Source organism: Sporichthyaceae bacterium (assembly GCA_036493475.1).
Classification (GTDB): domain Bacteria; phylum Actinomycetota; class Actinomycetes; order Sporichthyales; family Sporichthyaceae; genus DASQPJ01.
In genome coordinates, this window is record DASXPS010000007.1 from 1 (window position 1) to 20,934 (window position 20,934).

General features: G+C 69.6%; 19 protein-coding genes. 10 read left to right on the top strand and 9 right to left on the bottom strand.

The window, feature by feature from the left end; all coding sequences use genetic code 11:
• Nucleotides 1-192: 192 nt before the first annotated feature.
• Genes VGJ14_00415 through VGJ14_00430 form a run of 4 tightly spaced genes read left to right on the top strand, consistent with a single transcriptional unit; the run spans nucleotide 193 to nucleotide 2,753 of the window.
• A complete protein-coding gene (locus VGJ14_00415; protein ID HEY2830856.1) occupies nucleotides 193-762 on the top strand; it encodes a hypothetical protein in 570 nt (189 codons plus the stop codon).
• Between the two features lie 40 nt (nucleotides 763-802).
• A complete protein-coding gene (locus VGJ14_00420) occupies nucleotides 803-1,408 on the top strand; it encodes a hypothetical protein (protein HEY2830857.1) in 606 nt (201 codons plus the stop codon).
• Complete coding sequence (locus tag VGJ14_00425; GenBank protein ID HEY2830858.1) at nucleotides 1,402-2,091, top strand: hypothetical protein; 690 nt, start codon at nucleotides 1,402-1,404, stop codon at nucleotides 2,089-2,091. Before VGJ14_00420 ends, VGJ14_00425 begins: the two co-directional genes overlap by 7 nt.
• Nucleotides 2,085-2,753: a hypothetical protein gene (locus VGJ14_00430; protein ID HEY2830859.1), complete on the top strand. Its 669-nt coding sequence runs from the start codon at nucleotides 2,085-2,087 to the stop codon at nucleotides 2,751-2,753. The genes VGJ14_00425 and VGJ14_00430 overlap by 7 nt, the downstream gene beginning before the upstream one ends.
• A gap of 10 nt (nucleotides 2,754-2,763) precedes the next feature.
• Here the strand turns inward: VGJ14_00430 and VGJ14_00435 are convergent, their stop codons facing one another.
• From VGJ14_00435 to VGJ14_00465, 7 genes are all read right to left on the bottom strand, one after another.
• The gene (locus VGJ14_00435; protein ID HEY2830860.1) at nucleotides 2,764-3,750 is read right to left on the bottom strand and encodes a CHAP domain-containing protein; all 987 of its coding nucleotides are present in this window, start codon (nucleotides 3,748-3,750) and stop codon (nucleotides 2,764-2,766) included.
• Nucleotides 3,751-3,867: 117 nt separating this feature from the next.
• Nucleotides 3,868-4,131 (bottom strand): cytochrome C oxidase subunit IV family protein, encoded by a 264-nt coding sequence (locus VGJ14_00440; protein ID HEY2830861.1) that lies wholly within the window; start codon nucleotides 4,129-4,131, stop codon nucleotides 3,868-3,870.
• A gap of 1 nt (nucleotide 4,132) precedes the next feature.
• Entirely contained in the window at nucleotides 4,133-4,723 is a 591-nt protein-coding gene (locus VGJ14_00445; protein ID HEY2830862.1) for a cytochrome c oxidase subunit 3, read from the bottom strand.
• Nucleotides 4,720-5,442: a hypothetical protein gene (locus VGJ14_00450; GenBank protein HEY2830863.1), complete on the bottom strand. Its 723-nt coding sequence runs from the start codon at nucleotides 5,440-5,442 to the stop codon at nucleotides 4,720-4,722. The genes VGJ14_00445 and VGJ14_00450 overlap by 4 nt, the downstream gene beginning before the upstream one ends.
• Before the next feature lie 25 nt (nucleotides 5,443-5,467).
• On the bottom strand, nucleotides 5,468-6,430 hold the full coding sequence (locus VGJ14_00455; GenBank protein ID HEY2830864.1) for a hypothetical protein: 963 nt from the start codon (nucleotides 6,428-6,430) through the stop codon (nucleotides 5,468-5,470).
• Between the two features lie 72 nt (nucleotides 6,431-6,502).
• The gene (locus VGJ14_00460) at nucleotides 6,503-8,038 is read right to left on the bottom strand and encodes an acyl-CoA synthetase (protein HEY2830865.1); all 1,536 of its coding nucleotides are present in this window, start codon (nucleotides 8,036-8,038) and stop codon (nucleotides 6,503-6,505) included.
• Nucleotides 8,039-8,058: 20 nt separating this feature from the next.
• Nucleotides 8,059-8,850 (bottom strand): enoyl-CoA hydratase-related protein, encoded by a 792-nt coding sequence (locus VGJ14_00465; GenBank protein ID HEY2830866.1) that lies wholly within the window; start codon nucleotides 8,848-8,850, stop codon nucleotides 8,059-8,061.
• A 77-nt stretch (nucleotides 8,851-8,927) separates the two neighbouring features.
• Between VGJ14_00465 and VGJ14_00470 the strand changes: the two genes are divergently transcribed.
• Entirely contained in the window at nucleotides 8,928-11,480 is a 2,553-nt protein-coding gene (locus VGJ14_00470; GenBank protein ID HEY2830867.1) for a PEP/pyruvate-binding domain-containing protein, read from the top strand.
• 95 nt (nucleotides 11,481-11,575) lie between these two features.
• On the opposite strand, the gene VGJ14_00475 is transcribed toward VGJ14_00470, so the two are convergent.
• Both VGJ14_00475 and VGJ14_00480 read right to left on the bottom strand, forming a co-directional pair.
• Nucleotides 11,576-13,837, bottom strand: coding sequence for an acyl-CoA dehydrogenase (locus VGJ14_00475; protein ID HEY2830868.1), 2,262 nt, complete (start codon nucleotides 13,835-13,837; stop codon nucleotides 11,576-11,578).
• 17 nt (nucleotides 13,838-13,854) lie between these two features.
• Complete coding sequence (locus tag VGJ14_00480) at nucleotides 13,855-15,006, bottom strand: acetyl-CoA C-acetyltransferase (GenBank protein HEY2830869.1); 1,152 nt, start codon at nucleotides 15,004-15,006, stop codon at nucleotides 13,855-13,857.
• Between the two features lie 143 nt (nucleotides 15,007-15,149).
• Between VGJ14_00480 and VGJ14_00485 the strand changes: the two genes are divergently transcribed.
• The 5 genes from VGJ14_00485 to VGJ14_00505 all read left to right on the top strand — a co-directional run bounded on the left by VGJ14_00485 (nucleotide 15,150) and on the right by VGJ14_00505 (nucleotide 20,392).
• The gene (locus VGJ14_00485) at nucleotides 15,150-15,794 is read left to right on the top strand and encodes a TetR/AcrR family transcriptional regulator (GenBank protein HEY2830870.1); all 645 of its coding nucleotides are present in this window, start codon (nucleotides 15,150-15,152) and stop codon (nucleotides 15,792-15,794) included.
• Nucleotides 15,795-15,890: 96 nt separating this feature from the next.
• Nucleotides 15,891-17,108, top strand: a complete 1,218-nt coding sequence (locus VGJ14_00490) for an enoyl-CoA hydratase-related protein (GenBank protein HEY2830871.1) — start codon at nucleotides 15,891-15,893, stop codon at nucleotides 17,106-17,108.
• Entirely contained in the window at nucleotides 17,101-18,261 is a 1,161-nt protein-coding gene (locus tag VGJ14_00495) for an acyl-CoA dehydrogenase family protein (GenBank protein ID HEY2830872.1), read from the top strand. Before VGJ14_00490 ends, VGJ14_00495 begins: the two co-directional genes overlap by 8 nt.
• 8 nt (nucleotides 18,262-18,269) lie before the next feature.
• Entirely contained in the window at nucleotides 18,270-19,568 is a 1,299-nt protein-coding gene (locus tag VGJ14_00500) for an NAD(P)/FAD-dependent oxidoreductase (protein HEY2830873.1), read from the top strand.
• On the top strand, nucleotides 19,565-20,392 hold the full coding sequence (locus VGJ14_00505; protein ID HEY2830874.1) for a hypothetical protein: 828 nt from the start codon (nucleotides 19,565-19,567) through the stop codon (nucleotides 20,390-20,392). The genes VGJ14_00500 and VGJ14_00505 overlap by 4 nt, the downstream gene beginning before the upstream one ends.
• Nucleotides 20,393-20,934: the final 542 nt, after the last annotated feature.

Here is a 20,934-nt window from a genome sequence, read left to right on the forward strand (position 1 = left end):
CGTCACACCCGGGCGTCGGGCGGCGGCACCACCCGGCCCCGTCACCTGCACCGGTGACGGGGCCGAGGCGTTGCGGGCTACCCGATCGGACCAACGCGGGCTGACAGTGCCACGTCGCGCGACCTAGCCTCGACCCAGAAGATGATCTTGAAACCGGGGCCCCGTCCCCCGCGCCGGCCGGTGGTGATCACGATGTACGGAAAGCTGCGCACGATGGCGGCCGCGTTGGTCGGCACCGTTGCGTTGACCGGGCTCGGCGTCGGCATGGCCGCGCGGGGCTCCAAGCCGGCCGCTACGCCGACGGCCGCCGCACCGGCCGGGTTCAGCACCTACACCGACTCCGCGCACGGCTTCGCGATCTCCTATCCCACCGCCTGGCATCCCAGCCCGACGGACAACGGGTTGCTGCTGGCCATCTCCGGCGGCGACGCGGTGAACATCCATCGCACCGTGCTCGCTCACCCGATCGACGCGACCAACATCGAGGACCTGCGTGCCGTCACCGACGCAGTGTTGGACACCCCCAGCGCGCACCTGCGCATCCTGAAGTCCGCCCCGACCCAGCTCGGTGGGCTGCCCGGCATGTACTACCTCTACGCGTTCTCCTCCGGCGCGCAGCGCGGCGCGCATACCCACTACTTCGCCTTCGCCGGCCGCGACATGTACACGCTGGTCTGCCAGGCGCTGCCGGCCGCCGACTTCGGCGCGTTGGCCGCGGACTTCGACGCCGTGGTCTCCTCGTTCCGACCGCTGCCGGCCTGAGTCGACGATGGCGCACGGATCCCCGATCGAACGTCCGCGGATGCCTGGACAGTTCGCGGTCGCCGTGGTCACCGTGCTCGCGATGGTGGCCGTCGGCCTGCTCTGGCTGACCGCGAACAGTGCGGCACAGATCCAGCACCGCACCCACCGCATCTCATCCTCGGCGCGGGGGGTCAACACCTACACCGACGCGATCCTGCAGTTGGACCGCACCAATGCGACCGCCGCCTCCATCCTGCTGTCCGTGCTGCCCACCAGTGAGGGCCTGGGCCAGATCCAGGCCCGGGCCATGGACATCAATACGCTGCTCGCCTCGATCCGTAACAGCACCTCCTCGATCGACACCTCGAGCCGGGCGATGAACACCTCCACGGCGAGCATCAGCGACCAGCTGCGCGCGCTGGGCGTCAGCGGCGACCGACTGCGTAGCACGGCGACGAAGCTGAACGCCGACGCCACCCGCATTCTGGCCCAGCTGACGGCCATTCAGAACGGCGTCTCGTTGATCAACGCCGACATGTCGGTGACCCGCGCGGTGCTGGCCGCGATCCTGGCCGACACCGGCAACATCGACACCGCGACCAAGCGCACCGCGCATCTGTCGGCCTGCATCGACGCCGGGTTGAACGGCGGCCCGCGGTGCTGACCGACGCCGAGGGCGAGCAGCCGGTCTTCGACAACGAGGCCTACCTGCGGCGGTGGCTGCGCACCTGGGTCGGCCTCGGCGCGGTGATCGTGCTGCTGACCGCGGTGTTCCTTGCGGTGATCGGCGGTCGGTTGGCGGCGGTGAACGACGACCTCGCGGTCACCGATCGGGCGGTGACCACCGTCGGGGGGACGACCAAGACGTTGCCCGATCAAATCGCCGCGGTGAACGCCAGTCTGGAGCGGGTGAACTCCGCGCTGGCCACGTTACCCATTCAGTCGAAGAACATCGCGGGCGACCTGGACGCAATGAAGGCCGACCTGGTGGCGGTGGACGCGGCGCTGCACAGCGCGGACCCGCAATTGGTGAGTACCGCGGACAACCTGCAGTCCACCGACAACACCTTGGCACCACTGCGCACGAACCTGGCCCGGACCTCGTCGCTGTTGGCCGCGGTGCTCTCCTCAACCGGCGGGATCGCGGACAACCTGGTGACGCTGAACTCGAAGACGAGCGGGTTGCGCGCGTTGCGCGCGCGGGTCCGGGCCATCAACGAGGTGCTCGCCGCCAGCCGGTCCGATCTCGGCGACATCCTCACCCAGTTGGGCGTGGTCAACGGGCACCTGACCAACATCTGCCATGCGCCCGCGGTGAATCTGGCGCACGGGATTCAGCCGTGCTGAACCGGGTGGTGCCGGCGGGCAGTTCGCGCGCGATGCGGGCGAACCTGGTCATCGTGCTGGCGTTCACAGTGGCCGCGGTGCTGCTGCTGACCCGAGCCGTGGTGGCCACCGTCGGTATTCACGACGATCTGGTGCACGCCACCCCACCGTTCGACGGAGTCCCCAAGGACACCCTGGCGGTGCCCGAGTTGGACCGCACCGCCACGTTGACCAATGGCCTGGCGGCCGCGGTCAATCCGATGGCCTCGCGGTTCACCGCGCTCGCCGCGACCACCGATCAGATCGCGACGAATACCCACCAGGTGCGTAAGCACACCGACGCGGTCAACACCTCGCTGGCCGGGATCCTCTCCGCCACCACAACGATCCGCACCTCCAGCGCAGATCTGGCGGCGGTGGTGGCTGACCTGCGCGCCCTCTCCGGGGATATCCGCATCGCGATGGCGTCCTCGGCCGGTTCGGTCGCAACGACGGCGGCGTCGATGCTGACCATCTCCGCGCAGGCCGAGGCTGCGGCAGATGCGGTACGGGGCATCAGGGCGAACGTCGCCGAGATACGCGGCACGCTGCCGACCATTTCCCGGCACACCGAGAACATCGCCGCCTCGCGGACCCTGCGCAACGGGGAGAACGCCCGGGAGTTGCAGCCCGTCGGGCGTTGAGCCATCGCCCCTACATGGGGCCGAAGCCGCCGCCGGCGGGGCCGAACATGGAGGCGGGCGCGGACGAAGCGCGCTGCGCCGGCCGGGCGGACGGCTTGGCCTTGGTCTTGGCCTTGGTCTTGGCCTTGCGGTGCGCGGCGGGCGCAGCGGGTGCGGAGGGTGCGGAGGCCCGGGTGGACGCGGTCGGCGCGACGTTGCCGGCCATCGGGCCCCAGGCCCCGCTACCGGTGTTCTCCCCGCCGAACGACCGCCCCTCGAATGCGCCGCTGTCGAACGGATCGCCGCTGACGTCGCCACCGAAGTCACCGCGAGCGACCGCGGCGGGCACGTCGCCGCCGCCTGCGGCACCGCTCGCTGCACTGCCGCCCGCTGCGCGGCCGGCTGCGCCGTCGCCGAAACCCGTGCCACCACCGCCGACCGGCACACCGCCGGCCCCCGCGGGCATTGGGGAGTCGACGTGGTGCCCGTCGTTGAAGTGGATGAACCCGGTGGGCCACCCCTGCCCGGGCGTGATCCGCTTCCAGTCGAAATCGTTGCCGCTGGAACTGTCCTCGGAAACCGTGATGCTGTCGCCGTCCACCTGCTCCACGTAAGCGACGTGCCCGATGCTGCCCGCCGCACCGGAACCCCACCAGGCCACCGAGCCGACCTTCGGGGTGCGGTCGGTGCTACCGGCATAGACCAGGCCCCACAAGTAGGCGGACAGCCGCGCGTTGCTCTGGCCGGGGTCCGCGGGCGGGCGCAGGTTGGACATGCCGCCCTGCACCAAACGGAACGCGACGTAGTTCGTGCAGTTGTGCCCGACGTACATGTTCCAGTACGACCCGCCACCGTTGATTTCGTAGCCGTGGTCGGAGTATCCATGTGCCCGGCAGTCGTCGTAGCCGTGGCACAGCCTCGTTCCGGTCACCGCCCGGGCGGGCACGGCCATCGCGGCGGTACCCCCGAGCAGCGCGGCGAGGAGTCCGATGACTGCCTGACGCTGACGCTTGCGCATGGATGGCACGATCGCCGCCTCACCCGTTCAGCGGAACGGGTTAATAGCGGAGTCGTGCACAACTCCCGCGAGCGAACGGGGTGATGGCGGGGCACACGCCCCAAAGCGGACCCGACCTCAGAAAGCCAGGTACAGCACGATCAACACCGTCGCGGCCACCGCCACGTACGTCTCGAACGCCGCACGCAACAGCAACGGCGCCTCGCGCAACTCCATGAAGTAGATGCCGACCAGGCGCACTTTGACGAACGCGATGGCGATCACCGCGATGGCCACGACGTTCTGAGTATGGATCAGGCGATCCTCGCCCAGCGTCAGCGACGCGATGGTGGCCAGCACCAGGAAGGCCCAAACGGCCGCGACGCGGTCGCGCGCGATCATGTCAGTGCACCAGGTAGAGGAGAGCGAACAGCACGATCCACAGCAGGTCGACCAGGTGCCAGAAACACGCGATGCCCTCCAGCCAGGAGTCCCGGTGGCGGCCCGCGTGGGCCGGGCGGGCCAACCGGCTCGCGACGATCAACCCCACCGATCCGAGCACCACGTGCCCGAGATGGATACCGGTGAACACGAAGTAGTACGTGAAGAAGTCGTTGGTGCCCGGCGCATGCCCGTTGGTACCCAGATCGGTGTACTCGATCGCCTTGATTCCGGCGAAGATCACCGCACAGGCAAGCGCGCCCAGAAACAGCCGTGGGGCGCGGGCATCCCGCTGCCGGGCCAGCCGCACCCCGTTGGCCACGAACAGCGAACTGGTCAGCAACACGAGCGTGTTGGTCGCGCCGAGGCCTTGGTGCAGCGCCGGCTGCGAGGCAACGACCATCTCGGGATGGCGACCGCGCAGCACCAGAATGGTGCCGAAGAACACGGCGAAGACCACCATGTCGCCGAGCAGCATGATCCACAGCCCGGGCTCACCGGGGATGTGCCCCTGGCGGGCGCGCGCGGGGGCCGACCGCACTGTGGTGGTCACGCAGGCTGCAGCGTGGACTCGGCCTCGGCGCTCTGCGGGGCAAACTGACGGTTCACGGCACGAATTGTGCCCCAGGTCATCACCAGGAAGAAGCTGCCGAAGAACGTGGCGGCGAGCCAGAACGGGAACAGCCCGTTCCACGCGAACACCCCGTGCTTGAAGAACAGCAACAGGCTGGACCCGGTGAACGCGACGCAGGCCCAGAGCAGGAAGTATCCGATCCAGCGTGGATAGATCGGGTCGGGCCGACGGTCGGAGAACACGGCCACCGCGACGGCACCGGCCTGACACACCGCGGGCGGCCAGTTGATGATGAACGGAATCCATCCCATGTCGTTGATCGCCTGGGTGACCTCCGGGTTGCGATCCGGCCGGAAACTGGCGGCCATGAAGAAGAACAACGGGAACGTGGCAGCGACCATGCCCACCGCGCCCGCGGCCAACTGGGTGTAGCACAGCGGCGTCCAGCGGCCCTCGATGCGGGCCAGCTGGGTGGAGACCACCGCACTGAATGGCAGGCTGAACCCGACCGCGATCATCATGATCACGCAGCCGGCCCGGATGGCGTTGGCGTGCTGCTGGTACTGATGCGCGACCTCCGCCGCGCTGTGCCCGGGCGGGATCGGCGGGAAGAAGCCGGTGATGATCAGGCCGGGAAAGAACACCGCGACAAAGATGAAGCCGCACCAGGCCATGCCCAGTTGGATGGACCTTGTCACAGTATCCTTCCTGTCTGACGTACCGTCAGCTGACCGGCACCCGATCCGGTTCGATGATGGCGGGCGCATGGGCCTTGGGGCGGGTGATGCCCGCGATGTAGGCCTCGCGCTGCGCCGGGAGCATGAAGCGCGACTTGAACATCCCGATGAACGTCCACTCCAGCTGGGATTGCTTGTCGCAGACCAGCTCGGCCAGCACCCGGCACCAGGCCAGCGAGATGACGACGGTGCCGGTGCCCCCGATGACCCACTGCAGCCAGGTCGGCGCCGGGGAGTTGATGGCCAGGAACACCGGGAAGCCGGTGCCGAACTCGGCCATCGTCGTGGCGATGATGCCGCACGGGATGATCAGCAGCATCTTCGCGCCCTGGCCCTTGACCAGCGGCCAGGCGAAGTGCACCAGCACCGCGACGGTGAGGATCGAGGCGGCGTTGGTGAACGACCAGTAGAACGGAAACTTGTAGAACTCCAGCGGCTGGCGGCCGTAGTACTCGTAGACGCCCATCGTCACGCCGGGGTACTCCATGAGCGCGTCGGAGAGGCCGACCGCGGCGAAGATCATGAAGAAGTTCTTCACGGTCACCCCGCGCCTGATGATCGACCAGATCCAGTACGCCTCCAGGCCCATGAACAGCCCGTAGCAGGGCGGGATCAGCAGCGGGATCGCGATACCGAAGTTGTGGTAGTGCGAGGACTGCAGGTTTTCCGCCCAACGCAGGTGCCCGACCAGGTCCAGCATCGGCTCACCGAGTGAGGTGCAAACACCGGCCAGCAGGGTGAGCAATGGCAGGTAGCTCTTGTGCCGCACGGCCTGGTTGAGGCACCACGGCAGCGCGATGACCACGACCAAAAGACCGGCCCAGAACAGGAAGAACCACGCATCGAAGTTCGAGGCCACGAAGTGCGGGTTATCCGCCGGGAGGATCTTCCCGTAGCCGGGGACCGGGTTGCCGAAGTCCACGGGCGACGGATTGTCGAATCCGAGCATCGAGTCTCCCTATACGCTCTGGCTAGACACTGTGTTCAGTTTCTCCCGTGGGCGCGCCGGTCGTCAAGGCCCCTACTGGTTGACGTAGCGGTCCTTGAGGCGGCGCTTGAGCAGCTTGCCCGCGGGGGTGCGGGGCAGTTCGTCGTCGAAGTCCACGCTGCGCGGGGCCTTGTAGTGCGCGATGCGGGAGCGGACGAACTCGATGAGCTCCTCGGCCAGCTCCGGGCCGGGGGTGGCGCCCGGTGCGGGCTGCACCACGGCCTTGACCGCTTCGCCCATCTCCGGGTCCGGCACACCGATCACCGCGACGTCGGTGACCTTCGGGTGCAGGGCCAGGCAGTCCTCCACCTCCTGCGGGTAGATGTTCACCCCACCGGAGATGATCATGAACGCCTTACGATCCGTCAGGTACAGGAAGCCCTCGTCGTCCACATGCCCGATGTCGCCGGTGGTGGTCCACGTCGGGTGCTCGGGGTGCTGCGAGCTGCGGGTCTTCTCCGGGTCGTTGTGGTAGACGAACGGGATCTCCTCCCGCTCGAAGAACACCGTGCCGTCCTCGCCGGACTTGAGCTCCGTGCCGTCGTCGTCACAGATGTGCAGAACGCCGAGGAACGCCCTGCCCACCGAACCGGGATGGGTACGCCAGCCGGCGGAGTCGATGAACGTCAGGCCGCTGGCCTCGGTGGCGCCGTAGTACTCGTAGATGGTGTCGCCCCACCAATCGAGCATGGCCGCCTTGACCTCGACCGGGCACGGCGCCGCGGCGTGAATGGCCACCCGCAGCGTGGACAGGTCGTAGGACGTACGTACCGCGTCGTCCAGCTTGAGGAAGCGCACGAACATGGTCGGTACGAATTGAGCATGCGTCACCTGATAGTTCTGCATGAACTCCAGGGCGCGCTCGTCGTGCCACTTGGCCATCATCACCACGGTGCCGCCCATGGCCTGCACGGTGGCGCAGAAGCGCAGCGGCGCGGTGTGGTAGATCGGCGCGGGCGAGAGGTAGACGGAGTCCGGACCGAACTTGAAGACGTGACCGAGCAGTCCGACGTATTGGTCGCCGGGCTCATCGATGTTGCGCGGCGGCAGCGGCGGCTTGATGCCCTTGGGCCGGCCGGTGGTACCCGAGGAATAGAGCATGTCCGCGCCACGCGGCTGAGCGGGCAGCGGGTCGGTGCCCGCGGCGGCCAACGTCGCTTCGTAGTCGCCGTAGCCGTCGATCGAGCCGCGGTAGGCCAGCCACAGGCCCGGCGCGGCGACCTCCTTGGCCACCACCTCGGCCAGTTCGGCCTTGCTGCCCGCGACGAGAACTGCCTTGGCGCCGGAGTCGGCGACCACGTAGGACACCTCGTCGGCGGACAGGTGGTGGTTGATCGCGGTGACGTAGAGCCCGGAGCGCTGCGCCGCCCAGTAGATCTCCAGCGCCTCCGGGGAGTTGTCGGCAATCATCGCGACCACGTCGCCCTTGACCAACCCGGCTGCAGCCAGCGCCCGGGCCAGCCGCAGCGACCGCTCGTCCAGCTGCGCGTAGGTCAGCGTCTCGCCGGTCTCCGCCATGATCAGCGCGGGCTTGTCCGGGGTGGACGCAGCAAAGGTGCCGGGGTACATCGGTCTCCTTCTCCGGTGGGTCAGCGACCGCGGAACGTGGGGCGCCGCTTCTCCTTGAACGCCGCGACGCCCTCCGCGTAGTCGTCGCTGTTTCCGTGATCCTGCTGCCGGTCCGCCTCGATCGCCAACTGGGCGGCCAGGGCCGGCTGGGTGGTCTCGTTCAGCGTGCGCTTGATGTTGGCCAGCGCGACGGTGGGGCCGGCCGCCAGCCGTGCGGCCAGCGCCGCGGCGGCGGCGGGCAGTTCGTCGTCCGGGTACACGGCGTTGATCAGCCCCCAGTCCAGCGCCTTCGCGGCGGGCAGGCGGTCGCTGAGCATGGTGAGTTCCGCGGCCCGCACCAGACCCACCCGCTCGGCGAGGAAGCGCAGCGCGCCCGCGTCCGGCATCACACCGAGATTGGCGAACGCGAGCAGGAAGTACGCCGATTCGGCGGCCACGATGAGGTCACAGGCCAGCGCCAACGAGACGCCGATGCCGGCCACCACACCGTGCACCCCGGCAACCACTGGCTTGGGCGCTTCGCGGATGGCCAGGATCAGCGGGTTGTAGAACTCGTGCAGCCGCACAGAGAGATCGGGCCGGCCGTCCTCGGTCAGCTCGCGCGGCAGCTTGTGGTCCGCACCGGAGCAGAAGCCGCGGCCCGCCCCGCGGATAAGCAGGGCGCGGACCTCGGGGTCCTTGGCCGCGTCGGTGATAGCGGCGCGCAACTGCCGCGCCAGATCCGGTGTCCAGGCGTTCAATGCCTCGGGCCGGTTCATCTCGATGCACGCGACCGCATCTTTCCGACTGACCCGGACCAGCTCTTCCGACAACGCTGTCGCCCCTTGATTTGCAGTGAACGGTCGTCACGTCTGGACACTGTGTCCAGGAGTGTACTAGTAATGGGCGCATGAGCGCCGGCACCGATTTTCTCCTCCTCCCACTACCGGATTGCGCGGGTGCCGCGACCACGCTGGTCGGCGGCAAGGCGACCGGGTTGGGGGCGTTGTGCGCGGCGGAATTGCCGGTGCCACCGGGCTTTGTGGTGACCACCTCGGCGTATCGGGCGACGTTGGCCGACCTGCTGCCCGCGATCGTTGAGCAGTTGGCCGCACTGGGTTCGGCGGAGGAGAACGCCAAGGCCGTGCGGGACCTCATCCAGAGCGTCACCCTGCCCGAAGCCGTGGAGTCGGCCATTCGCGCGGCCTATGCCGAGTTGGGCTCCGGGCCGGTGGCGGTGCGCTCCAGCGCCACGGCGGAGGACGCGGAGGCGGCCTCGTTCGCGGGCCAGCAGGACACCTACCTGTGGGTGGACGGGACGGACGCGGTGGTGCGGCACGTGGTCGCCTGCTGGGCGAGCCTGTTCAACGCGCATGCCATCTCCTACCGACAGCGAGTGGGCGCCGACTCGGCGAACGTGGCCATGGCCGTGGTGGTGCAGCGCATGGTGGACGCGGACGCCGCGGGCGTGGCGTTGACCCTGGACCCGGCCACCGGGAACCGCGGCATCGCCTACGTGGAGGCCGCGCTGGGTCTGGGCGAGGGCGTGGTGCGCGGCGACGTGCCGGTGGACCGGTTGTGGATCACCAAGGCGGACGGTTCGGTGCGGGCACGGCACGCGGTCAAGGACCGGGCGCACCGCTACGACCCAACCGACAGGCGGGTGGCCATCCGTGCGGTGCCCGCCGGGCCCGCGGCCGATCCGGCACTGACGGGGGGTCAGGTCATCGCCCTGGCGGCGTTGATCGCCCGGGTGGAGGCCGTTTTCTCCCGGCCCATGGACATCGAATGGGCGGTCGCCGACGACGACGTGTGGCTGCTGCAGGCGCGCCCGGAGACCGTGCACTCCCGGCGTGAGCCCCTCCCCCCGCCCGGTGTCGCGCAGGACTGGGATCCGTTGCACCACGCTAGCCCACCGGGTGCGCACTGGACCACGGTGAACCTGGGCGAGACCGCGCCGGGTGTGCTGACCCCGCTGGCGTGGACGTTGTGGGGGACCGCGGGCGAGTCGGCCATCCGTCGCGCCGGACACAACCTCGGGGTACTGGACGACAACGAGCTGCGGCTGCCGGACACCGAGGCCGACCGTCTGGTGAAAGCGTTCTACGGCCGGGCCGCCATGCAGGTGGAGTTCCTGGCCACCCTCGGCGACCGGATGCCCGGCACGTCCGGCGCCGACGCGGTGCGCAGCATCCTCGGCGAGCCACCGGCCACCATGACGTTCTCCCCCACCCGGCACCGCTGGGCCGCCATCGCCCGCAAGCTGCCCGAGGTCTTCGTGCGCACCCCGGCCACGTTGCAGCGCGAGAGCGCGCGCACCCACGCCTGGTGGCAACGCAGCGTGGACTCCGTCGGCACCATGAACCGGCCCGCGGCCACCGCGTTGTTCGTCTCGGCCGCGGCCAACTTCGTAACCATGCTGGCGTTGCAGACCACCGCGTTGTTGGGCGTCGTGCAGCCGCTGTACCAGGCACTGGAGCGGCTGGCCGCGCGCACCGGGGTCGGCGACGTGACCACGCTGTCGTCGGGCTACAGCGGCTTCCAGGAGGTCGCGGTGGTCGGCGAATTGTGGCGCGCCGCCCATGGGCAGACCACCGTCGAGGCGATTGCCCGCGAGCACGGTTTCCATGGCCCGCTGGAGGGCGAGGTGTCCAGCCGGGTGTGGCGGGAACGCCCGGAACTGTTGGCCGGGCTGCTCGAGGAGTACCGGCAGCGGGAGGATCCGCGCGGCAACGAGGCGCGGCTGCGGGCCAACCGGGAACGGATGGAGCGCGAGCTGGTGGCGGCCCTGCCGCGGCCGGCCCGCCCCGCGACGCGACGGTTGCTCAAGCTCTGCGCAGCCCGGATTCCGCTGCGGGGCGTGGCAAAACGCTCGTTCCTGCAATCCATCGACGTGGCCCGTGCCTCCGCCCGGCGTATCGGTGAACTGCTGGTCGCCGAGGGCGTGTTGGCTTCAGCCGACGACGTATTCTTTCTGACCACCGACGAGCTGACCGGCCGGCTGCCGGAGCATGCCGCCGATCTGGTGGCTCGCCGCCGCGAACGCCGCGAGCGCTACCGGGAGCTGTCCGTGCCGACCTCGTGGCGCGGGGACTGCGTGCCCGAGGCCCTGTCAGATCTGGCACCGGGCGAGGGCGTCATCACCGGCATCGGGGTGAGCGCCGGGGTCGTCGAGGGCGTGGTGCGGGTGTTGGAGAGCTCGGACTCCACCGGCTTGGTACCCGACGAGGTGCTGGTCGCGCCGACCACCGACCCGAGCTGGTCGTCGATCATGTTCGTGTCCGCGGCCCTGGTCGTGGACATCGGCGGGGCGTTGTCGCACGCGTCGATGGTGGCCCGCGAGTTGGGCATCCCCGCGGTGGTGAACACCGCAGACGGCACCCGCCGACTGCGCACCGGCGATCGGGTCCGGGTGGACGGCACCCGCGGCACCGTCGAAGTGTTGGAGAGGAAGGACCCGTGAGTACCAGCGCGCCATGAAAGCCCTTGGCCAAGACTGACGTCATCCTCCTCGACCACATTTCGCGGGCGTGTCGTGGCTCAGGCGGATGACGTCAGCTAGGACCGCGGTAAGCCGAGGAGGCGGTCGGCGATGATGGTGCGTTGGATTTGGTCGGTGCCGCCGGCGATGCCCAGCGCCGGGGCGAAGAGGACGGAGTAGGACCAGACGCCGGCTGCGGCATCGTCGGGGTCCCAGGCGGCGGCCTCGGGGCCGGCCAGGTCGTAGGCGATCTCCGTGGTGAGCCGCGCCAACTGGGCGGCGCCGAGTTTGCTGATCGAGGCGAACGGGCCGGGGTCGGGGCCGACGTTGAGGCCGGCCGCGACTTTGTGGCCGAGCAGTTGCAGGCCGCGCTCGAGGAGGAACACGTCGGCCAGGCGGGCGGTCGCGGCGGTGTCGTCGGCCAGGCCGCGGTCGAGGATCAGTCGGCGCAGCTTGGCGAAGTCCACCGGGGGGCTCATGGACAGCGGTTCGCGCCCGATCATCACCCGCTCGTTCATCAGCATCAGGGTGGCCGCGTGCCAGCCGCCGTTGATCTCGCCGATGACCGCGTCGGCGGGCAGCCGCAGGTCGTCGAGGAACACCTCGTTGAACTCGCTGTCCCCGGTGGACTGGCGCAGCGGGCGGGCGGTGATGCCGGGGGCGTGCATGTCGACGACGAACATGGTGATGCCCTGGTGCTTGGGCGCCTCGGGGTCGGTGCGGGCGAGCAGCAACGCGAAGTCGGCGTGGTGGGCGTAAGTGGTCCATACCTTCGCACCCGAAACCAGCCAGCTGCCGTCGTCCTGCCGGACGGCTTTGGTGCGCAGCGCGGCGAGGTCGGAGCCCGCGTCGGGCTCGCTGAACAGCTGGCACCAGATCTGCTCACCGCGCAGCAACGGCGCGACGTAGCGGGACTTCTGCTCCTCGGTGCCCAGGGTGAGCAGCACCGGGACGCACATTCCGGTGCCGATGCCGAAAACGTCCTCGTAGGATTCGCGGCCGCGGATCGCCCGGGCGAATGCGCTGTCCTGCGCGATGGTCAGCCCGGCGCCACCGTATTGCGTCGGCACCGTGATGCCGGCCAGCCCGGTGTCGGCCAATGCCGCTCGGAATGCCTTACCGGCGGCCACATGCCGGGCCTCGGTCGCGGCGTCGCCACCGCGCTGCGGTGCCTTGGCGACGGTGTTCGCGTCCAGCCATTCCCTTACCCGGCCGAGGAACGCGGTCTCCTCCGCGGTCGCCGGCGGGTCGGGTTCGGCGATGCCGTCGCCGGCCAGCAGCAACTCGGCCAGCGTCTGCTTGCGCCGGTGAGTGCCACCCAGCAGCGCAACGTTGGCCCGGGCCCGACGGAAGTACAGGTGCGCGTCGTGCTCCCAGGTGAACCCGATGCCGCCGAGCACCTGCACGGCGCCGACGGTGATCGCGTTCGCGGCCTCGGACGCGCCAACCAGCGCAGCCGCCACGGCAATGTCCACCGCCGGTCCGCTGCCGCTGCGGGACAGCTCGACCGCCGCGACCAGCAGGGCACGGGCCCGCTCGGAGTGCGCGTACAGGTCGGCCAACAGATGTTTGACCGCCTGGAAACTGCCCACCGGCTTGCCGAACTGCTGCCGGACCTTGGCGTGCTCGACCGCGGTCTCCAACGCTTTCGCGCTGACGCCGCACTGCTCGGCGGCCACCAGCACGGCTGCCGTGCGGCGCACACCCGCGAGCACCGCGGCCACATCGGGCACCAGCAGTGGCTGCGCCGCGGCGTCCTGGACGTCCAAGGTCGCGGCCGGTCGGCCGAGATCCGTGGTGCGCAGCTGACGCTGCGTCACCCCGGCTGCCCCGACCGGCAGCACGAACAGCCGCTCGCCCTCGGGCGCGATGGCGGTCACCACGACCAAGTCCACCGTGTCGCCGTCGAGCACGGCGCGCACCGACCCGGTCAGCGCCCAACCCATGCCGGACGGAATCGCCCGCAGCGCCGGCAAAACACCATCCCGCAAGGGGAACCCGACCCCGGCGGAGGTCCGACCCTCGACGAGTTCGCCGACCACATCGCCCGCGCCGGCCCGCACCAGCGCGTCGACGGCCAGCGCCGAGGACAGGTACGGCACCGCCGCGCAGGCCCGGCCGATTTCCTCGGCCACTACCGCGCACGCGCCGAGGTCCGCACCCGCGCCACCCAGTTCGGTGGGCACCGCAAGCCCGACGACACCCAGCCCGGTGGTCAGGTGCTTCCACGCCTCGCCGTGCGGCTCGCCATCCCGCACCCCCGCAAGGTCCGCGTGCCGGCAGAGCAGCCGACGGACCTCGGCGGCGAGATCGGTTTCCTCGGCGGTCGGCCAACCCATCACTGACGCCCCGTCTACTACAGCCGCTCGAGGATGGTCACGTTCGCCTGGCCGCCGCCCTCGCACATGGTCTGCAGGCCGTAGCGGGCGCCGGTGCGCTCCATCTCGTGCAGCAGCGTGGTCATGATGCGTCCGCCGCTGGCGCCGATCGGGTGGCCGATGGCGATGGCGCCGCCGTTGACGTTCAACTTGTTCTCGTCCGCGCCGAGTTCCTTGGCCCAGGCCATCGGCACGCTGGCGAAGGCCTCGTTGCACTCGTAGACATCGATGTCGTCGATGCTCAGCCCGCAGCGCTCCAACGCCCGCTGGGTGGCCGGGATCGGCGCGGTCAGCATGATCTTCGGGTCCGCGCCGAGCACGGTGAGTTGGTGAATCCGCGCGCGGGGCTTGAGGTTGTGTGCCTGCACCGCGCGGTCGTTGGCGATGAGCAGGGCCGCGGCACCGTCGGAGATCTGGCTGGACAGGCCCGCGGTGAGTCGACCGCCCGGCCTCAACGCCTGCAGCCCGGCGAGCTTCTCCAGGCTGGAATCCGCACGGGGGCCCTCGTCGTGGTGCACGCCCGCGATGGGCAGGATCTCCCGGTCGAAGTGGCCGTTCTTGGTGGCTTGGATGGCGCGCTCGTGGCTGCGCAGCGCGAAGGCCTCCATCTCCTCGCGGGACAGACCCCACTGCTCGGCGATGGCCTCGGCGCCGGCGAACTGGCTCAGTCGGCCGGCGCCGTAGCGCGCCTCCCACCCCTCGCTGCCGGTCCACGGATTGTTGGCCCCGTAAGGCTCCCCGGCCTTGAACGCGCACAGGATCGGGTACTGGCTCATGTTCTGGATGCCGCCCGCGATGACCAGGTCCATGGTCCCCGACATGACGGCCTGCGCGGCGAAGTGCACCGACTGCTGCGAGGACCCGCACTGCCGGTCGATGGTCACGCCGGGCACCGTCTCGGGCAGACCCGCGGCCAACGCCGCGGTGCGCGCGATGTCGCCCGCCTGCGCGCCGATGTTGTCCAGGCACCCGATCACCACGTCGTCGATCGCGGCCGGGTCGACGCCGGTGCGCTCGACGACCGCGGAGATCACATGGGCGCCCAGGTCCGCCGGGTGCACGCCGGCCAACCCGCCGTTGCGCTTGCCGACGGGGGTCCGCACGGCGTCGACGATGTAGGCCTCGGCCACAGTGGCTCCTTCGGTACGAGTTGTCTGGACAGCATGTCCGACTAAAGAGTACGACACTCGCGACGGGGTGGGTCAAGGGCACCTCGGACACCTTGTCCAGACAGGTAGTGGCGTATGGGCGCACCGGGCGTCACAATGCCGTCATGCCGTCAATTACCCGTAAGGCCTCCGGCACCCGCGCGCAGCGCCGCGACGAGATCCGCTCGAAAATGCTGACCGCCGTCGAGGAAATGTTGGCCGAGGGCGAGAGCTTCACCGAGCTGTCCGTGGAGCGACTGGTGGCCCGCGCGGGCGTGGCCCGGTCCACGTTCTACGTGTACTTCGAGGACAAGGGTGAGCTGCTCCGCGGCTGGCTGGAGGACATCACCGGCGAGCTGGACGCGATCGCCAAGCGCTGGTGGCACCTCGACGGGAACGCGGACCGGGACGACCTGCGCGGCGCGCTGGAGGCCGTGCTCGGTGTCTATCGCCCGCACACCGCGCTGATGGCCGCGGCCTTCGACGCCGCCGCCTACGACCCCGCGGTGCGCGAGACCGTGATGACGCTGATGGCCTTCAACACCGCGGGCCTGCGCAAGCACATCAAGGCCGGCCAGCGCGACGGTTTCGTGGACCCGGACCTGCCGGCCAACGAGGTCGCGCAATACCTGACCTGGATGGCCGAGCGGGCGCTGCATCAGCTGGTCCGCGGCGCCGACGACCCGACGTACGAGCGGCTGCTGGACGCCTACACCGCGATCATCTGGAACACCCTGTACGCGCCGTGCCGCTTGGGCGCCGCCGTCTGAGCGCGCACCTCTCCCGCTTGCGCATGACATGCGCTCGGACACTGTGTCCGGGCAGGGTGTTGCGGTCGGGTGGCTGGATGATGTTTACTCGCCAGTATGGTTCGCGAAGCCGACCCCGCGGAGCTCGTCCGGGCGCTGTACCGGGCGCTGGCCGCGGGTGATCGCGCGGCGCTCGATGCCCTACTCGATCCGGACTTCGTCGGCGAGGCCGCGGCCGGGCTGCCGCTGAACCTGGGCGGGCGCTACGTCGGCGCCAAGGCGATGCGCGGGTTCTGGCGCCAGGTCGGCCGGGCCTACGACATGACCCCGCAGCCACACGACATCGCCGAGTTGGCTGATGGCCGGTTGCTGGTGACCGGGGTCTACCTGGGCACCGCGCGTTCGACCGGCCGCAAGGTCGAGGCGGCGTTCACCCACACCATCACGCACGCCGGCGGACGCCTCACCGGGCTGACGCAGCTCACCGACACCGCGCGCTGGGTCGAGGCGCTGACGCCGGAGCCGGCCATGTTGGGCACCGAGGAACGGCCGCCGCTGCGCTGCCTGAGCGTCGACCTGACCGGGCCCGTCGGTCGGATGACGCTGCGCCGACCGGACGCCTCCAACGCCATCGACCGGGTGCTCGCCGAGGACCTGTTCACCGCCGCCCAACTGCTTGCCGCGGCACCGCAACTGCGGGTGCTCGTCATCGACGCCGAGGGCCCCGCGTTCTGCCCCGGCGGCGACCTGGCCGCGCTCTCGGCGGTGGACCCCGCGGAGCTGCCCGGCCTGCTCGACCACATGCTGACGGGGTATCACGAGGCGCTGCGCATCCTCGCCGTGTTGCCCATCCCGATCGTGGCCGCGGTACACGGCTCCGCCGGTGGCGGCGGACTCGGCCTGGTGCACGTCGCGGACATCGTGGTGTGCGGCGCGGACGCCAAATTCGCCGTCGGCTCCGGCAAACTCGCGCTCGGCGCGGACGGCGGCAACACCTGGTTCCTGCCGCAGCTGGTGGGCCGCCGGGTGGCCGCGCAGATGTGTTACGACAACCGGGTGCTTGATGCCGCCGAGGCGTTCGCGTACGGCATGGTGAGTGAGGTGGTCCCGAGCGCGGAGGTGGCCACGCGCGCCGCGGCGGTGGCCGAACGTCTCGCCGCGAACTCCCGACGCGCCAACGCGAAACTGCGTGAACTACTCAGGCCCGGACGCACGCTGTCCGAGGCCCTGGACGCCGAGCGGCAGGGCATGGTCACCCTTGCCTCCTCGCCCGACGTCATCGAGGCGATGCGTGCATTCCTGGAACGTCGACCCACGAGGTTTACCGATGAGTGAGCTCATTCCCACCACCCCCGAGCACACCGCGCTGCGCAAGGCGGTGCGTCAGATCGTCGACAAGTACGGGTTCGCCTACTTCCTGGACTGCGCGAAGGCGCACAAGGAGCCGACCGAGCTCTACGAGGAACTCGGCGCGGCCGGCTTCCTCGGCATGCACCTGCCCGAGCGGTACGGCGGTGGCGGCGCGGGCTTCCAGGAGACCTGCATCGCGCTGGAGGAGATCGCTGCGGGCGGCTGCCCGCTGCTGATGCTGGTGATCGCGCCCGCCATCTGCGGTTCGATTCTCGCCGCGCACGGGTCGGATGCGGTCAAGCAGGAATGGCTGCCCGGCCTGGCCGACGGCACCAAGACCATGGCCTTCGCCATCACCGAACCGGACGCGGGTTCCAACACCCATCAGTTGGCGGTCACCGCGCGCCGGGACGGCGACGAGTACGTCATCAACGGCACCAAGTACTGGACATCGGGTGCCGACCAGGCCGACGCGATCCTGGTGGTCTGCCGCGACGCGGACGCCGAGGCCGGCAAACATACGCCGATGTCGATGTTCATCGTGGGAAATGACGCCGCCGGACTGTCGATGACGCCCATCGAGGCCGAGCTGGTGCAGCCGGAAACCCAGTTCACCGTGTTCTTCGACGACGTGCGGGTGCCCGCAGCGAACATCGTCGGCGAGCCCGGCAAGGGTTTCCGCGCGGTGTTCGCCGGGCTGAACCCGGAGCGGCTCACCGCTGCCGCGCTGGCCAACGGCATCTCCCGGTACGCCTTGGACAAGGCGGTGCGTTACGCCACCGAGCGCCAGGTGTGGCAGGTGCCGATCGGCGCGCACCAGGGCCTGTCCCACCCGATGGCGCAGTGCTACATCGACCTGGCCCAGTCCCGGTTGTTCACCCACCGCGCCGCAGAGCTCGCCGATGCCGGTGCCAACGCGGCCGAGGCGGTCAACATCGCCAAGTTCGCCGCGTCGGAAACCATGATCCGCACGTTGGATCAGGCGATCCAGGTGCACGGCGGCAACGGCATGGCCACCGAGTACGGCCTGGCCCCGCTGTGGTTCACCGCGCGCATGCTGCGCACCGCGCCGACCAGCCGGGAGATGGTGCTGAACTTCGTCGCCGAGCACAGCCTCAAGCTGCCGTCGTCGTACTAGGAGTTCGCATGACCGACGTTGACGTCCTGGTCATCGGCGCGGGCGCGGGCGGGTTGTTCACCGCGGCCCGCCTCGCACACGCCGGCTACCGGGTGCTGGTGGTGGAGCGGTTGGACAAGGTCGGCGGGCGGGCGTCCACCGACGACATCGACGGGTTCAAGGTGAACACCGGCGCGATCGTCATCGAGGTCGGCGGGATCACCGAGGAAACCTGCCGGGAGGTCGACGCCGCGTTCGACATCCGCGAGCCGTCCCCGCCGATCCTCTATCGGGTCGGCAAGAAGAACGTGGACATCAGCGGTGGCGGCTGGGGAGTGATGCTGTCTCAGCTCACTCGGTCCGGCGCGAAGATCCTGGCCGGGTTGGGCGCGGCGCGTAAGGACGAGGGCCTGCCCGAGCACGAGCTGTCCACCGCGGAGTGGCTGCGCAAGTTCACCAAGAACGAGTCGGTGCACGGGATGTTCCGCAACATCTGCGGCTCGATCTTTGCGGTGTCCTCGGAGGAACTGCCCGCCCGGGTGTTCCTGACCTACATGAACCGCAAGAGCGCGTTCAAGCGGTTCGGCTACCACCCCGAGGGCACCATCGGCCTCTGGCGGGCGCTGGCCGCGGTGGTGGAGCGCGACGGCGGCGAGGTCCGGTTGTGCACCGGCGTGGAGTCGTTGACCGCCGTGGACGGCGAGGTCACCGAGGCGGTGCTGGTCGGCGGCCAACGAGTCCGCGCGCGGGTCGTGGTCAGCGACATCGGCCCGGCGGCGACGGTGAAACTGCTGGCCCACGATGTACTGGACGAGGACTACCTGGCCGAGGTGAAGCGCGCCGACCGACCCGCGGCGATGATCACCGTCAACTTCGCCTCGCAGGAACGGCTGATCGACGTGCCCGGCATGCTCGGCTTCGCCAAGACCCGGCGGATGGCCTACATGGCGCACTTCTCCGACGTCTGCCCGGAGATGTCACCCGAGGGCTGGCACCTCTACGTCGCCACCTCCGTGCCGCACCCGTCGATCGGCGACTTCGATGTGGACGAAGAAACCCAACTGCTGTTCGCCGACATCCACGACACCATCCCCGATTTCGAGACGAGGGCCCGGGTCCTGTCGGTGGTGGTGACCCGCGACGACTGGCCGCCGCAGCGCGCCGTCGCGGGTTTCGACCTGACCCCGCAGACGCCGCTGGCGAATCTGTGGAATGTGGGCGATGGTGTGAAGGAGTACGCCAACGGCGGCACCACCGCGTGCGCGGAGACGGCCAAGTTGGTGGTGAACGCCATCGTCGAACGCTTCCCGTTGGGGGCCGCCACGTGATCGCAGCGACTGTGCCGCAGCCGCCGACCGATCTGGTGATGCCGAAGGCCGCGGAGCTGGTGTTCACCATCGGCGGCGCGGTGCCGCTGGTGATCCTGCTGGTGATCGCCCTACGTCAGCTGCACGCCGGGAAGCCCCTGCTGCTGGCCTGCATGGTCGGCGGGCTGGCCGCGTCCCTGTTCGAGCCGTTCGTGGACGTGCTCGGCATGGTCTACCTGACCGAGAACAACTCGATCCACACCTTCACCCTGCTCGGCCGGACCATGCCGCTGTTCGTCCCGGTGATCTACCCCTGGTACATCGGCGGCTTCGCCTACCTGACCTGCCAGGCACTCACCAAGGGCATCACCCGGCGCAACCTCATGCTGCTGTTCGGTGCCTTCGTGCTGACCAACTTCGCCCTGGAAGCACCCGGCCTGCTCACCGACGTCTACACCTACTACGGCAAGCAACCGCTGAACCCGTGGGGCCACCCCATGTGGTGGGGTTGCGAAAACGCCTTCACCGCCATCGCCGGCGGCACCGCCGTCTACGGCCTGACCCGCCTGTTCCCCCGCGGCGGCCTCGCCTACCTCGGCGTGATCCCGCTGCTGTTCATCTCCGAGGGCATCTCCAACGCGGGCACCGGCTGGCCCATGTACGCCACCCTCAACGACAACAAGGGCTGGGGCTACACCTACGCCGCCGCCGTGATCACCATCAGCCTCGTCCTCTACTGCGTCTGGCTGATCGGCACCATGGCCGAACGCATCGCACCCCCCGTCGCGTCCGGCCAACCCGCGGCTATAGCGCACACTTCACCGGACGCAACAGTGTTGGTCTAGCGTTCGCCGGCGAAGCAGCTGACGGGCAGAGATGAAACCAGCGTGGCGATCCCGTCGCCTCACCGATCCCACGCGTTGCAAGCCTGCCCGCCAGTGGCGTGCTGGAGCCAGACCCCGACCCGCAGCAGCCGCCAACCCGAGGGCCGGAGGCCGGGCGGGCTGACGTCGCCTAAAGCGACCGACCCACGACGGCGGCAAGCCACGCACGGCGGGAAGGGAAGCAGCGACGAAGCACACACGGCCGCAGGCCCGCCCGACCAACGGCGGGAGGCCCGACTCACCCGGGCACCAAACACCGTTGCGTCCGGCCAATCCGCGGTTATCGCGCACGCTCGGCCGGACGTTACGGAGGCGGTGGGGGCCGGAGGGGAGGGTGACTAGCCTTCCCGCAGGAGAACCCCCTGGCGGACGGTTTGGAGCGCATGGCGGCGCAGGCATCTTCGGTGGACCCCGTCATGCGGCGCTCGATATGGATCGCGGCGTTCGGGACGGTGGTGGAGTGGTACGACTTCAGCCTCTACCTCTACCTCACGCCGGTCATG

Bases quoted from the DNA above. Each gene is read 5' to 3' on its own strand.
- VGJ14_00415 (HEY2830856.1), top strand. From the start codon at position 193: ATGTACGGAAAGCTGCGCACGATGGCGGCCGCGTTGGTCGGCACCGTT.
- VGJ14_00420 (HEY2830857.1), top strand. From the start codon at position 803: ATGCCTGGACAGTTCGCGGTCGCCGTGGTCACCGTGCTCGCGATGGTG.
- VGJ14_00435 (HEY2830860.1), bottom strand. From the start codon at position 3,750: ATGCGCAAGCGTCAGCGTCAGGCAGTCATCGGACTCCTCGCCGCGCTG.
- VGJ14_00440 (HEY2830861.1), bottom strand. From the start codon at position 4,131: ATGATCGCGCGCGACCGCGTCGCGGCCGTTTGGGCCTTCCTGGTGCTG.
- VGJ14_00455 (HEY2830864.1), bottom strand. From the start codon at position 6,430: ATGCTCGGATTCGACAATCCGTCGCCCGTGGACTTCGGCAACCCGGTC.
- VGJ14_00460 (HEY2830865.1), bottom strand. From the start codon at position 8,038: ATGTACCCCGGCACCTTTGCTGCGTCCACCCCGGACAAGCCCGCGCTG.
- VGJ14_00470 (HEY2830867.1), top strand. From the start codon at position 8,928: ATGAGCGCCGGCACCGATTTTCTCCTCCTCCCACTACCGGATTGCGCG.
- VGJ14_00475 (HEY2830868.1), bottom strand. From the start codon at position 13,837: ATGGGTTGGCCGACCGCCGAGGAAACCGATCTCGCCGCCGAGGTCCGT.
- VGJ14_00485 (HEY2830870.1), top strand. From the start codon at position 15,150: ATGCCGTCAATTACCCGTAAGGCCTCCGGCACCCGCGCGCAGCGCCGC.
- VGJ14_00490 (HEY2830871.1), top strand. From the start codon at position 15,891: ATGGTTCGCGAAGCCGACCCCGCGGAGCTCGTCCGGGCGCTGTACCGG.
- VGJ14_00495 (HEY2830872.1), top strand. From the start codon at position 17,101: ATGAGTGAGCTCATTCCCACCACCCCCGAGCACACCGCGCTGCGCAAG.
- VGJ14_00500 (HEY2830873.1), top strand. From the start codon at position 18,270: ATGACCGACGTTGACGTCCTGGTCATCGGCGCGGGCGCGGGCGGGTTG.